The organism is Microcoleus sp. T3_D1 (assembly GCF_036700405.1).
Classification (GTDB): domain Bacteria; phylum Cyanobacteriota; class Cyanobacteriia; order Cyanobacteriales; family Microcoleaceae; genus Microcoleus.
Window position 1 is genome coordinate 218,764 of the sequence record NZ_JAUBOV010000001.1, and the last position, 14,497, is coordinate 233,260.

11 protein-coding genes are annotated in these 14,497 nt (G+C 47.8%); 4 read left to right on the forward strand and 7 right to left on the reverse strand.

The window, feature by feature from the left end:
* Positions 1-217: 217 nt before the first annotated feature.
* A complete protein-coding gene (locus tag QT992_RS00940) occupies positions 218-589 on the reverse strand; it encodes a transcriptional regulator (RefSeq protein ID WP_333318351.1) in 372 nt (123 codons plus the stop codon).
* A gap of 183 nt (positions 590-772) precedes the next feature.
* On the opposite strand from QT992_RS00940, the gene QT992_RS00945 reads away from it, so the two are divergent.
* Complete coding sequence (locus QT992_RS00945; RefSeq protein ID WP_333318353.1) at positions 773-1,246, forward strand: hypothetical protein; 474 nt, start codon at positions 773-775, stop codon at positions 1,244-1,246.
* Positions 1,247-1,661: 415 nt separating this feature from the next.
* On the opposite strand, the gene QT992_RS00950 is transcribed toward QT992_RS00945, so the two are convergent.
* The 4 genes from QT992_RS00950 to QT992_RS00965 form a co-directional block, all read right to left on the reverse strand.
* Positions 1,662-2,732 (reverse strand): aromatic ring-hydroxylating dioxygenase subunit alpha, encoded by a 1,071-nt coding sequence (locus QT992_RS00950; protein WP_333337073.1) that lies wholly within the window; start codon positions 2,730-2,732, stop codon positions 1,662-1,664.
* Positions 2,732-3,418 carry a class I SAM-dependent methyltransferase gene (locus QT992_RS00955; RefSeq protein WP_333337071.1) on the reverse strand — a complete coding sequence of 229 codons (687 nt, stop codon included), beginning with the start codon at positions 3,416-3,418 and terminating at the stop codon, positions 2,732-2,734. Before QT992_RS00955 ends, QT992_RS00950 begins: the two co-directional genes overlap by 1 nt.
* A 306-nt stretch (positions 3,419-3,724) precedes the next feature.
* Complete coding sequence (locus QT992_RS00960; RefSeq protein WP_445305314.1) at positions 3,725-5,725, reverse strand: FAD-dependent oxidoreductase; 2,001 nt, start codon at positions 5,723-5,725, stop codon at positions 3,725-3,727.
* A 397-nt stretch (positions 5,726-6,122) separates the two neighbouring features.
* Positions 6,123-6,365, reverse strand: a complete 243-nt coding sequence (locus QT992_RS00965; RefSeq protein ID WP_333337069.1) for a hypothetical protein — start codon at positions 6,363-6,365, stop codon at positions 6,123-6,125.
* A gap of 137 nt (positions 6,366-6,502) precedes the next feature.
* Between QT992_RS00965 and QT992_RS00970 the strand changes: the two genes are divergently transcribed.
* Together QT992_RS00970 and QT992_RS00975 are read left to right on the forward strand one after the other, a co-directional pair.
* Positions 6,503-8,074, forward strand: coding sequence for a CHAT domain-containing protein (locus QT992_RS00970; protein ID WP_445305315.1), 1,572 nt, complete (start codon positions 6,503-6,505; stop codon positions 8,072-8,074).
* A gap of 127 nt (positions 8,075-8,201) precedes the next feature.
* Positions 8,202-10,286 (forward strand): hypothetical protein, encoded by a 2,085-nt coding sequence (locus QT992_RS00975; RefSeq protein WP_333318360.1) that lies wholly within the window; start codon positions 8,202-8,204, stop codon positions 10,284-10,286.
* A gap of 54 nt (positions 10,287-10,340) precedes the next feature.
* Here the strand turns inward: QT992_RS00975 and QT992_RS00980 are convergent, their stop codons facing one another.
* Positions 10,341-11,288 (reverse strand): hypothetical protein, encoded by a 948-nt coding sequence (locus QT992_RS00980; RefSeq protein ID WP_333318361.1) that lies wholly within the window; start codon positions 11,286-11,288, stop codon positions 10,341-10,343.
* A 78-nt stretch (positions 11,289-11,366) separates the two neighbouring features.
* Complete coding sequence (locus QT992_RS00985; RefSeq protein ID WP_333318363.1) at positions 11,367-11,558, reverse strand: hypothetical protein; 192 nt, start codon at positions 11,556-11,558, stop codon at positions 11,367-11,369.
* A gap of 737 nt (positions 11,559-12,295) precedes the next feature.
* Between QT992_RS00985 and QT992_RS00990 the strand changes: the two genes are divergently transcribed.
* The gene (locus QT992_RS00990) at positions 12,296-14,368 is read left to right on the forward strand and encodes an iron uptake porin (RefSeq protein ID WP_333318364.1); all 2,073 of its coding nucleotides are present in this window, start codon (positions 12,296-12,298) and stop codon (positions 14,366-14,368) included.
* Positions 14,369-14,497 lie beyond the last annotated feature (129 nt).

Here is a 14,497-nt window from a genome sequence, read left to right on the forward strand (position 1 = left end):
TGCGATCGAAATGAAATATTTTTCGCCTTGTGGGGGCGGGTTTTTGAGATGGTAGGTTTCTAGCATAAATGGTTGGTAAAACCCGCCCCTACAAATGTCTGTAGGGGCGGGTTCACCAATAATATTTAATCCCCGCCAACAATTTATATAAACCCGCCCCCACACAACCGATAATCTAGATTAACCTTTACTGCGATCGAAATAAGGATACAATCTGCTATAAATTAACTGATTCGGGCGATAATTCTGATTCCCCAATCTCCGTTGATTTCGAGTCAGCGGGCAACTCAGTATCTGCGACAGTAATTTCTAGTTTAAATCCTAACGCTTCGAGCAATTCTACCAAACTGTAAATTTCCGAACCTCCACTTTCAGTCAGCATCTTGTCGAGTTTTTCGTGATGTTCTTTTGCTGAATCAGAAAGAGCATTCATCCTGATTCGAGCCTCAATCACCTTTCGGATGGCATTTCTCAAAAGTGCTGGTTCAGGGTCTTTTTCTTCTAAGATAGCCCCGATAAAACCAGCAGCGTGTTCGGCATCTTTGAGAGATTCAATTAGGGACTCGCGGTAGCTATCGCTGGTAGGCATTTTCATTGAATTTCGCGGGTTGTACTTCTATAATTTTATCGCAGTCGATCGGCAATTTCTCTCGTAAGTGCGATCGACAGCCCATTCAACAAGCAAATCATACTTAAGACAGAGGTATTCGCTCGACAAAATAGTAAACCTTGTTTGAGGAAACAAAAGTTTAAATCACACAGGGCATTGTGAATGAATTTTAAATCGATCGCAAAAACCAATCTACTATTCGGCAGCCTGATAATTAGCCTCGGATTGCAAGCACTTCCAGCAGCAGCGCAATCAGTCACCGACGCGCAAGTTTCCGCCCTTGTAGAAGCGCTGCGACAAGCCGCCCCCCCACAAGCCGCAAATGACGGAATGTACAGTCAGTGGCAAGTTTTACCGAACAATATTTCCCGCTGGGCCAAATTCTGTACCAAACAAGATTTAACACCGCAACAATTTGAGGCTGACGCGACAAAAGCCAAATCAATTGTTACCTGTATCGTGGGCGATTTGCTGCGCGACGAATACAAAGCTAGCAGCAACAATGAAACAGCCGCTGTACGCCGCGCCGCTTGCTGGTGGATGACAGGGGACTCCGCAGCTTGTAAAAGTGGGGCAACTGCTACTTATGCCGATAAAGTTATCAGCGTTTACCAGAAGCAGCGGCCTAAAAAGTAAAGTTTGTGCTGGCGGTAACTAGATTTTTTACGTTTGTAGTGAGGACTTCAGTCCTTCCTCAGAGTCATATCGTTTCCCGTTGTATCGGAATGATTTAACCACAGAGAACGCAGAGAACACAGAGGGAGATAAGAGAGATGAATAATTCTGATGAAGAGTGGATTTGATCTCAATTAGGATTAATACCAATTTAATGTGAAGTTGCACATATCTCGATCCCCCTCGCATACCCCCTACTCCCCCTGATTGTTGGGGAGTAGGGGTTGACTTTGATCGGAATCTTGTCCCCCGCTTATTAAGGGGACTAGGGGTTGAGTAGGGGGCAAGCTAAGGGAGGATCGGATTCTACGGGGCCTCATAAAAAATTGGTATAAAGTTCTTATTACAAACAAAATTATCAGTTTGTAAGCTAACTTTACTGTTTTTCCGCCTGACTTCTAATCAACTTTTGCACGCTGGCTAAAGCTCGATTTAATTCATAACTTTTTCTTTCTGGATGCTGCAAAAAAGCCTGCTGTTCTTCTTCAATCATTAACACATCCTGCCGCACCAAACCATCTAATAACTTTTGAGCCGCACCGAAACAACTATCTTTGATAAACTTGCGAAACCAAACAGGCAATTTGTGCAGCCGCCAAAACGCATTTAATGAGGTAAAATGAATTAAATAAGCGCGAGTTGCTGTCTCGCTAACCGGACAAACCAAGCAGTAAATCTTAAAGTCACTCCCCAAAGTTGAAACCCAGTGCGGGTAAACATAGCTCACCTCCAGCGGTTCCGGGTGCAGTCGGCGCAAAGATTTAAAAAACAACTGAGAAATTGACCAAATTTTATCTATTTTGTAATAACTTTGTGCCTGATAGCGAGCAGTTACTTGATGCTCGTTTTCTTCTAAAGTATCTAACACCGGATTTGCCCAAGCTTGCCAATCATCGTGCAAGTGTCCGTGGTACATATCCATCAAGTTTTCAATTAAAAATGAATAGTGTGCCTGACAGTCGATAACTGAAACGGTGGCAATATAATTGAGATGTTCCCACTCTGGCAAATCCAGTAAATTAGTTTTTTCTGCTTGCGTTTCGTCGCCGGGAAACAGCCAAATAAAACCGTTTTGTTCCTTGACTGGATAGGAGCGAATTTTGCAGTTAGGTAGCTTTTGATTTTCTGCTAAATAATCGACTTCGGCGCATTCTCCCCTTGCATTTAACCGCCATCCGTGGTAAGCACATTCGATTAAATTGCCTTTGACTTTGCCGTGGCTGAGTTTAACTTGCCGGTGGGGACATCTATCTTCTAAAGCGTTGATTTTGCCTGCACTGTCGCGGAAAAGTACGATCGCCCGATTCCAGATTTTCGCAGCTAGCGGCCCAGTTTCCACCTCGCTGCTGCGGGCGATCGCATACCAGCGATCGAGATTAATACCCAACTGGCGGATGTGAGTTTTTTCTCCCCTTGCAGCTACCGATTTTATCGCGTTGTTTTGCATTACAAATCTTCCCAAATTACGCCCATAAAACAACCCAATTTTACAAAATAACAGCCCGGAAAGCAACGACCGTAAATTTTTCTAAATCTCCGTTCTGACAAATACCTATCGCTAGCTAAATGCTTCAACCACCCAGGCGACAATCGAAATTTTAATAATCTTAAAGCATTGCGAAATCCGTAGGTGGAACAGTCGATCCTCAAATCTTTCGCAGCACCTAATATGTAGCCTATTGTAGCAGGGGTCTCGACTTCTGATATATTATCTAAAAAGACGATTTTTCCGCGCGGATTTAACAATTTTTTAATTGCATCGAGGGCCGCGGGGAGGTTGGGCAGGTGGTGAAAAGTAGCAGCACTAACTATTAAATCAAATTGGCGATCGATCGCTAATTGACTGGCATCCATTTGGAGGTATTCGATATTGGGGGCTGAGCGTTTTTGACGGGCTATATCTAGCATTTTTGCTGACAAATCGACGGCGACAACATTATCGTAATACTGGGCTAATTCAAAAGCCAGAATTCCCGAACCGCAGCCAATATCTAATACTGCACCTTTGCTGGTCGATAGATTTTTAGTAAAGAAATCGTTCTGGTTTTGCAAGGTGGCGGCGAAATCGTATTCTGTTGCAAAAGCATCAAAGGTTACAGATTTATTGCGAATTTTGCAGTTACTATTTAGCATCTATTATTGCTTTATACTCATTCAATAATATTTTAACCGCATATCCACCCCCCTCAACGCAGATATTTTTTTTGTTGGCAAGCTCTGCCTTTTCTAGTCAAGGAAACCACCCCCACAAACCGTAACTCATCTTAAAAAAAGAATGCAAGTGTAGGAAACCTCTAAACCCCTATTGAATCAGTGATATCCATTTCTTCAAATCTAAAATCTAAAATCTAAAATCTAAAATGGTATGACAGGGGGCGGGTTTCACCGAGGATACCAGCCGATAATTGACGATTTATAAAGCCCGCCCCGCTGGAAACCTTAGATTTTTAACACGCCTTCGGGATTCACCGTCAAGAGCGATCGCCTCTGCAAACCCTCCTGAGATAAAATAGCATTAGCTGCCAACAAACCGCTGCTCACTGCCCTTTCCATTAAACCGCACGGAAACGGCATTTTCACCCAATCTCCCGCAAACAACAGATTCGGAACAGCGCAGCAAGTCTCCGGTCTTTCCGCATAGCTACCGGGCGGATATCCAGAGAAATTCTTTTGATTTACCAATTCCCGGTGCAGCATATTTGCCTCTTTTAATTCCGGTACAATTTCGTACAATTCTTGCTCAAAAGTCGCCAGCAAAACTTCCTGGTTCGGAAATTCCTTCTCCTTGTAACAATAAGCGTGCAGTTCCACTACACTACCGCCAGTTTTCTGATTCCACTCGATGAACTGATCCTGAATTTTGTGGTAAAGCGTAATGCTGTCAGTCAGTTTGTAGCCGGAAAGCGAACTGAAATTGCTGTGTTCCCAGGGAAATTCGCGATCGAACCAAAAACGGCCCACCGCAAACGGATCGGCTATTTTCAAACTCTCGATCCGACTCTGCACCTGCGGATTCACCTCACCGCTAGCCAAACTAAACAAATGCTGCATCCCCGGAACATCTGCCGCCAAAACATAATAATCAGCCTTCAATGTTTCTCCAAAATTTTGCGGCTGCGATTGGTTAACCGCTGCTGCTAACTGTATTTCATCTGCTTTTTCATCGACTACCTTAAATCGAGGCAAATCCCGCTGAGCAGGCCCGCTCACAACTCGGCCTTCGGCATCAAAAACTGCCCCGTGACAAGGACAGTGAAATTGACCGTCATTCTGTTTCTGAACTGTGCAGCCTTGGTGAGTACAGCTCAGAGAAATTGCCTCTTTTCCCGACGGTGCGGCGGCAAATACGCTGTCTCCAGCGCCGAAATATTCGGTAGAGTTGCTGTCAGTTAACAGCGCGTTTCGCTTCACCCAAAAAGGTATTTTACTTTGCACATCTCCAGACTGGTAACTCAGAGAATCAATCTTGCCGTTTTCCCAGCGAATCTCACTGACTGCGACATCTGTCAATACTTTGCCGCCTTTGCTTTCAATGGCTTTGGCAATAGGCTGCACCAAACTCGTGCCCATATCTTGCCGCGTACCGTTGAAGGCCAAACCCTCTGGATTTCCAAAAAAGTAAAAGTGGAAAAATTGCATTAATTCTCCCGCGCTCAATTCGTCTGGAGCGTTGAGGCTGGACTTGGCAAATGGCAGAAAATACAAGTCATAAAGTCCGCGCGGAAATTCACCTTTTACCCAGTCGGCCACTGATATATTGTCGAGACGATCGAAACTTTTTTGAGTTTGAAAACCGCCGATTTCTCGAAATACTTGCCAGTGAGCGGGTTTTGTAAGATTGATTCCCCACTTGAGCCGATTTGGAGAAGATATCCCCAAGTCAACTATATTCCAGGGAAAAGCTGAATGGTTGGGACGGAAAACTTCGGGTTTGTATTTGCCGTCTCGAAACACAACGGCGTAGGATTCTAAAGATACAAAATTATCGGTAATTTCTAGTTCTTCAACCACACTTTTGAGGTTGTAGTATTGCGGGAAAAAACCGTGGAAACCGTGTTCCATCATAAAAGTTTCGTTCCCGACTTGTATCGGCCAACTAGCAATTTTGCCGCCGAGTTGGGGCGATTTGTCCAGCAGCGTCACGGCGAAACCTCGCTGACTGAGTTCGTAAGCACAGGCGAGCCCGGCCAAGCCTGCCCCTACAACTGCAACGGTTTTGCGCTGATTCAGCATTCGGGGCAAGTCAAGAGAATCTTGCACAAAAACGGCGGGCTCTGGCTTGGAAAATCGAGAGTAGCCCAGCAGCCCGCCTGCGGCACCGACTCCGAGGAATTTGAGGGCGGTTCTTCGAGAAACTGGTTGGGATAGCGGTGGATTGGTTGATTGACTCATCAGCGGTACGCGGTAACGGGCTTTAAACACAAATACGCCATAAGGCATATATCATAGACCGAAATCAGGATATGTGAAGAAATACTAAGACACATCCCCCAATCGGATCGCGATCCTCTTCGAGGGCTTCGCTAACGCACCGTGCCAAGTTCGATCGCACACAATGTATAGCAGAAGGAAGAAGGCTTTACTTATTTAGGAGAAAAGAAGAAAAAAGCGATCGACCGCATAGCGTAAAATTTTCTAAATAATTAAGTGTTTTTATTTATGTTGCTCAACTATTAGCAACCGCCGCCAATGATGTTAAAAAACTAGGAGGTTTTCAGGCAAAATTTTAGGCGAAAAGCAGTCTTGGCGAATTGTACGAAATAACCTGGCAGATATCCGAGGCAAAACAATTAACAAGTCGAGCTTTAAGTAAGTTGGGGCGAAAAATATAACTATTTTAAAATAAGTAAATACAGAGAATATATCTACTGAGGGAACTCAATATATCGGCGATCGATGCAGGGTATTTCTCACTTAATACCAAGACAAAACTCGATTCAACCTGAGAAGTGCGGATGTGCCGCAAAAATTCAAAGATGCCCGTATAGCTAATGCCGGTTAAACTCACATCTTGCACCATTCTTAAGAACGGGCTCTCCGGCCCGTTCCACAAGAAATGAATTTTTTGTGGAACAGGCAAGATGCCTGTTCGTAAAAGGATTATTGAGAAGGGTGCAACATCTCAGTTTTTTGCGTAAGTCCTGTTTATGCAAAACCCCTGCATAATTTACAAACTTTTACATAAATCGCGAATTTCTTGGCGTGGGGCCTCTGTTGCTGCTAATATCCACACCCTACGGTAGATATTGGGGGTTGGTCTTGAATGCTAAAATCGTGCGGCGATCGCCAGCACAGTCAAAATTCCCACCCACATCCAAACTTTTGCCAACTGCTGCCGCCAACGGCGCCCTTAACCGCCCCAAAATCATGCACTACCAATCCCAGCAGCAACGACAAAAACACACGACTCAGAAAAAAATTAAAAAAGCTATTTTTTACTGTTTGATAGCAATATTTTTCTGCCTGAGCACGGCGAACCTCGCTACAATTGCCCAAAACACAGGCCAGGGCGGGCCGGGCGGGCAAGAAATGAGAAATTTGCTCGATCGGGGAAACCTCACCGAAGCCGTAACCAGAATCGAACAAAACTGGGAAGAAGACTATCAAAAATACTTTGAACAAGACTTTGCAGCCCGTGCGAAAACTGCCGCAGCAATATCAAAAACTCTATCGCGCCTAGCAATTCAAACCAAGAAAAAACCAGCTTTAATTTACGCCATCCCGCGCACCGACCAACTAGAATTAATCTTAATATTGCCAGATCGCCCGCCCATTCTCCGCAGCGTCCCCGAAGCCAAACAAGAGAAACTGCTCTCAGTAGTCAAAGAATTCGGCAGCGAAATCACCAACCCCGTAAAAATCAACACCACCAGCTATCTAGCACCAGCCCAACAACTCTACAAATGGATAATTGCACCCCTAGAAACAGATTTGCAAACAGCAAAAATTGAAACCTTGCTGTTCTGCGTCGGCGCAGGTTTGCGAACCGTACCCCTAGCAGCAATGCACGACGGAAAGCAATTTCTGATCCAAAAATACAGCCTCTCCCGCATCCCCGCCTTCAAACTCACAGACAGCAATTACACCGACCTCAGAAACGTGCAAGTTCTAGCAATGGGAGCATCTGATTTCGCAGAAACGGCGAACAAAGAACCTCTGCCAGCAGTTCCGTTAGAACTAGGTGCGATCGCCCGACAGTGGCCCGGTCAATCCTTTCTCAACCAAGAATTCACCATAGTAAACTTGCAATCCCAGCGACTGCAACAAAAATACGGAATCATCCACCTTGCCACCCACGCCGAATTCCGCCCAGGAACTCCAAATAACTCCTACATTCAATTTTGGGACACCCAACTCGGCCTCGATCAAATGAGAGATTTAAAATGGAACAATCCGCCCCTCGAACTATTAGTATTAAGCGCCTGTAGAACCGCCTTGGGAGACAAAGAAGCAGAACTCGGATTTGCAGGTTTAGCGCTGCAATCGGGAGCAAAATCAGCCCTCGCCAGCCTGTGGTACGTCAGCGATGCGGGGACTCTCGCCTTGATGACAGAGTTTTACCAGCAGTTAAAAATCCGCAGGCCAAACGACCCTCCAATCATTAAAGCTGAAGCAATGCGGCAAGCACAAATTGCCGCGATCGAAGGCAAAGTGACGATCGAAGGCGGTCAACTGCGAAGTGCGCGAGGCGACACTCCCTTGCCCCCGTCCATCCCCAAACTCGACAGCAAAGATTTATCCCATCCGTATTATTGGGCAGCTTTCAGCATTATCGGCAGTCCTTGGTAAGTGAGCCTCTTGACCGACACAGGTGATAGGCTATAAAACATAAGTAATTTAATATCTGTAGCTGTCGCTCAACAAACCACCACCAACCTGTGACGAATCAAGCGGGAGCCTTCAAGGGGAAAGAAAGATGAAAAAATTAGAATTTTTGCTACAGAAAGAAGGCGATCGCGCCTGGTTGCCCCTAGAAACCTCCGACGTGGAAATTCTAGAAGGTAAATACCGCGTGGTTGCTCGCATTCAGCACCCCAACACCGACATCGAAATTCGCGTTACCCATACCTCCTTCGACCAAGGGGCGCAGCGGAAAGTCCAAAGCCGATCGGCCCGCACCAACCCCGAAGGATTAGTCGTGATCATTCCCTACACCAGGCTCAAACCCGGACTGTGGGAACTCTCCTGCTTGCCAGATCCCAAATCAACACCACTAAAACCTTGGCAGTACGGCGTTCAGTTGGAAGTATTGCCCGCAGAATCGGAAACCTCCGAACCCCTACCGCCGATCGACCTCGAACCTGCTGCTTCCACCGCAGCCCCACAAATTGCTTCCCCGGTCGATCGCGCAGCCCCACAAATCGCTTCCCCGGTCGATCGCCCCGCACCAACCCAAATCCCAGCAGCCGATTCAGCACCGCAGCAGACCAAAATCTACCAATTCCCAATTCCCCAAACCCCCGCACCCAAACCGGGCGTCAAACTCGAACTCCTCCTCGATCGAGAAACCTTCGTCACCCAACTCGGTCGCCCCTTAATCATTTCCGGCAAAATCGACATTCCCCAACACCCCCAACAAAGCAGAAAAACAGCAACTCTCATCCCCGAATCCGAAGCGATAGAACTCAAACAACTCATCGGTTCAGCACAACTGCAAATTTACCTGCGCGACCCCCAAACCTCAAAAATTCTCGCAGAAATCCAGCAGCCGATGCCAGAACAAGTTCCCCCCTGCATCTTTGCCTGCGTCACCTACATCCCAACCGAGTGCAAAAGCCGCCTAATTTTAGGAGAAGCAATTCTCAGCAGCGGCGGCGTCACCCTAGCTACCAAACTATTCACAATTACAGCTCGTTTAGAGCACCTTCTACAGGAAATTAAAGACAATTTCATCGAAGAAAAGCATCAAGCGGAACCCTCCCCAACAGCCTCAAAACAGCCTGGAAGCGCCAAAAATATATCCTTCCTCAAGCTAGTAGAAAAATCCTTAGAGCCTCCCTCCCCCGCCGAAGCCCCAAGCAAGGAAGCCCTACCCCCTCTACTGGCTTCGCGTCACAGCCCAAGTGCAGGCGGTCTAGAATTGCCCGAATTCGGTAACAAACTGCCCGACAGCAGCCGATCGCAATTGCTCTCGGAAATCTCCAATTCGCCTCAAACTGCCGCAGAGTCGATCGACCCGCAAACCAAACCTTTAGACCTCCCAAATCCCACTCAAACAGCCGAAATCGGAGCGATCGACCAAAAACACGAAAACAGCCCCCAACCAGAAACAACAGCCCCAGAAACCCCGCCAGCACCCACAAAACAGGCATTTCAGACCTTAAACGTCGAAAGTCGATTTTGGTCGCGACTGAGCTCCCTAGCCAGCAACGGCGAATCCCCCGACTGGCTGAAAGCAACCACCCTGTCACCAAATCCAACAGCCGCCGCCAATAGCAGCGACGAAATTGCCGTTGTGGAAGAAAGCAGCCCAACCCAGCAGCAACCCGAAACCAGCGAAACAATTTCCGATCCCAAATCTACTAGCCCGGAAGCCAGAGAATTTGTGGTTTTTGACGAACCCCCGCAGCCGAAACAAGTTGCTCAAAAAACCGCAACTGTCGCAGCCGAAGTAACTCCCCCAACTCCCTACGTTTTGCCAGAAGACGAATTAGTACCGATGCCCATTTTGGAATTGCCGCGTGCCGAAATCATCGCGGGCCAGGCTGTAAAAGTGCAAGTGCAACTCCCGGAATTAATGCCCCGGATTTATGTAAAAGTTTGGGTGTACGATCGGCAAACCTACCTGATTCTCGACGGCCCGCGCTGGATTACCGAATTTAAAGCTAACGGGTTTGGAAATGTTCGAGCAAGTGTCGAGTTAGAGATTCCCTACGGCTGCATGGAAGTCGAATTTGAGGCGATCGCCGTCGAAATGCAAACTCAGCGGGAAAGCCACAAAATAAGCGTTCACCGCCAAGTTTTACCGCCAGCCGGACCAACTTTACCCCTCGAAGGGTAAGCCCAAATCCCCGTGCATCCCCGTTCATCCGCTGACATCTGCGGTTAAAAAATCCTACTTACTTCCCGCCAACTGCCGAAACTTCTTCTTAAACTTATTCTTATACACGTAGATCGATCGCTGTAAATCCTCAACTTGCAGCGACATCTCGGCAGCCAAACCCGTGCGGTTCCAAACATCTTCCTGACACTTGCGACGACAAAAATTCATCGGTTCCGAGTAAACTTTCCCAGTAGATAAAGTCGGCTTCGGCCCGCACCAGTGAATCACAGTCGCCTGAGTACGATCGCCTGCAGGCCCGCTTGATTCAACCGGAAACCGCTTTCTCAACAAATCCTGGTCAAAATCCGGCACCAACAACTGCATATCCACATTCTGCACCCGCAGTTTGCCCTCTTGAGCGGCGCGGAAGACCATCAGGTTAAAAAAGCCCATGTCTCCATACTTAAATATCTCTGGATGTTCATCATTAAAATCCAGAATCTTTCTATACTCCTCTAAGCTGAAAACACCTCGCTTCCCAAAAAATGTGCCTGGACAGACATAGCGAGAGCGATAGTCTTGCCAACGAAAATCGGGAAAATACTTTTCGACTCCCGGAATGTCAAAGAAAAATTCCGTGATATCCGCATCGGAGTAATCGTTACAAGGCTGGTCAATAATAAAGTCAAAGTCTTGAAAATTAGCCAATTTGAGGACATCTCCCCAAACAATTGTATCTGCATCCATCACGAGAAAATTTTGCCAAGGACTTTCCCAAAAGGGAATCATGTGACTTTTTCCCCAACCAAAACTTCTTTGTCTCAGAAGTGGCTCCGAGACGCTATCGTGATTAATGACGCGCACTCCGTAAGCTTTTTCTAGGGGAGTCACGGAAAACGTACCGTCAATCAACAGGCAGATGGGAACATCTCCCAGGAAATATCGGATGCTAGCACAGCAACCCTTTGCAAACAAATAATCTTGGTCGCAGCAAGCAATAATAACACCAAAATCTTCCATAAAACCTCACTTTTTTACTAATACCAGTTACCCCAAATAATCCAAGTGTAGGCAAGCTCCCAACCTTTATGTCATCAGTTACTCCCAATTCTTTAAGCGAAAATGGTATAACTTGCTTACCCCCAGCGTTGGGGTTTTTTGTTCTGACAGCAGCTCTATTTTCGACTTCTGCATTTTAGCCAGCTTAACACTAAACTCCTGCGATCGCCCTCCGTCAAAAACATCGTTAAAACCGCTAGGAATCTTGGGGATAGTTGGTCTGTCAAGCAAGTGAGCTTTCCCTGCGCCAACAGCGGGTCAAGCACCACCAGTTGCAGTCGCACTCAAACAACAAAAAAGTTGTGTTAAAATAGCCGGAAATTAAACCCGCCGACGGGCGGAATCAAAAATGGCGATCGCCCTGGCAAGTCTCGACTGCTGGGGGCATCAGAAAAGCAAAATTGGTCAAGCCTGAACTTTGGTTTGGAGCGGGTAAATCTACCAGCCTTTAGGTCTGAGTTCCCCACTCATGGCGTGAAAATAGCCCCTGCCGGGTCGCGAGGTTTAAACTTAGGTTAAAAACCTTGACATAAGAGGAGATAAAGCTGTATAAGGGATGCGACAAGCAGCCACAATCCTACCTAGAACTGTCTGTTAAGTCTGGCGTAACCGAGGACTCTGGGCAGTTGTCAGTTAGAGGCAGATTGTGGTCGAACCCGTAGAACCAGTTGTCGATCGCCCGCAGAGCAACTCAAGCAAGTCGGGCGATCGAGAGATGAAATTAGCACGTGATGGTATAATCAACCGTAATGTAATGTGGGCTTGACCTGAATTGATGCCTGGGGGTATAAGGGCTCGGCCCATACGTTCAAGCAGAAGTAGACACGCCTACTGTGAATCAACAGTGAATCAACAGTTATGGATAGGTTCTATTTTGGCAGTTATTGTCAACAGGCAAGCAACCACAAAAATTAGCAGTTGGGAATTGCTGCTCGTCGAGTTGAATAGAGTGTGAAGGTGTGAGGAAAATGAACAGAACTTTTTGGAATTTACTGCTAGTATCCCCGGCAATTCTGGGGCTATCATCAGTCATGACTGCCACTGCGATCGCCGCAGAAGTGACCGCAACCGCTGAAGCCAACCAGCTAGCTACAGCTCAGTCATCTGAGTCAAAAATTGCAGAAATAGTTGGAGAAATAGTTGCAGAACCAGTTGCAGCAGCCCCTGCTGCCCCAGAAAAGCTGGCTTTAAACAGCAGCGTCGAAGCGGCCCAAACCCCGGTCGTTAACGAAGCAGATGCTGAAAAACTAGCCTTAATCGAACCACAAACCAGCGAAGCAGCACTGCAAACAACACTGCAAACAACAGGGAGCGACATCGAGTTAGCAGCCCCAATCGCTCCGGCCAACGCAGCAGCAGCGACTGAACCCCTAGCAGCAGCAGGCACAGCCGAACCGTCACCCCAAGCATCCGACTTGGCAGTGCAAAGCAGCCAGACAGAAGTTACTGGGAAAATTGAAGTGCCAGCAGTAGCCAGCACCCCAGCTACTACCCCAGCTACTACCCCAGCTACTAAGGTAGAAATTGCTCAGACACCAGCCGCCGGAATGGGCGGCCCCATCGTCCCTGTTGCTCCCCAAGCGCTGCCGGCCCAACCGTCGGGAACCATGTCCCAGGTGACATCAGTCTCTCAGCTCTCCGACGTGCGCCCGACAGATTGGGCATTCCAAGCCCTGCAATCCCTAGTCGAACGCTACAGTTGTATCGTAGGTTATCCCGACGGCACCTTCCGCGGCAACCGCGCCCTGACTCGCTACGAATTTGCAGCCGGCGTCAACGCTTGCTTAGACAACATAACCAAACTAATTGGGTCAACAGGTAACTTGGTTACCCGAGACGACTTAGCCATCCTGCAACGCCTGCAAGAAGAATTTGCAGCCGAACTCGCTACCCTGCGCGGACGAGTAGACGGCCTAGAAGCTCGCACCGCAGAACTCGAAGCCAACCAGTTCTCCACCACAACGAAATTGGCTGGAGAAGCCATCTTTGCCGTCAGCGACACCTTCGGAGATGGTGTCGGGCTTCACGACGACAAAACGTCTACCAACTTCGGCTACCGGGTGCGGTTGAACTTCAACACCAGCTTCACCGGTCGAGACTTACTCAGAACCCGCTTGCAAGCAGTCAACACCGCCCGCTACGATAGAGCCACGGCTACCGGTACCAACATGGCTCGCTTGGCCTTTGACGGCGATGATGGCAGCCAATTCACACTAGACGAGGTGTACTATCGGTTCCCGATGGGTGCCGCTACAGTCTTTGTCGGTCCTAAAGGACTTGACCTAGATGAAATTGCAGACCAGGCTTCTACCTTTGGTAACTCTACGAGTTCGGGTTCACTTTCGAGATTTGGAGTTCGCAACCCGGCAGTATTCCGCGGCCCGCAGGGAGCAGGCGCAAGTGTGACTTTCAACTTGGGCAGCCTCCGAGCTACCGCAGGCTATCTGGCCTCCGACGGCGACGCTCCCAACCCTGCAAACGGCCAGGGCGTTTTCAACGGTTCTTTCAGCGCTCTGGGTCAGATAGGCTTTTTTAGCAGACCGTTTGACTTGGGCTTGACTTACACCCGGAAATACAATCGGGCAGGCGATGTTGGCATCATGGGCGGCACCGGCAGTGCCTTGGCTAACCGGCCCTTCGGTCAATCAGCCACTGGCTCTGATAACTTTGGCGTGCAAGTTAACTTCAAACCCAGCAGTCGCTTTCAGATTGGCGGTTGGTACGGTTATACGAAGGCTGAACAACTGCGGGGCGGCAACAATGACGCTACCATCCAGAATGGTGCTATCACTGTGGCCCTGGGAGATTTTGCCCGACAAGGCAACGTCCTCGGCTTCGTCTTCGGTGTACCGCCAAAAGTTACCGAGAGTGATGTCGCCAGAAACCGCAACACCTCTTATCACTTAGAGGGTTTCTATCGCTTCCAAGTCAATGACTTTATTTCGGTGACACCGGGCGTTTACGTGATTCTAAACCCCGAACACAACAACAGAAACGAGGATATCTGGGTCGGACTCCTCCGTACTACCTTTAGTTTCTAAGGTTTCCAGACATCTAGTTACAGCTAAAAGCGGCAGGCGACTGCCGCTTTTATTTATTGGTCATCCGTCGATCGATTTTAGATTTTAGATTTTAGATTTTAGATTTTCAACAGTCAACAGTCAACAGTT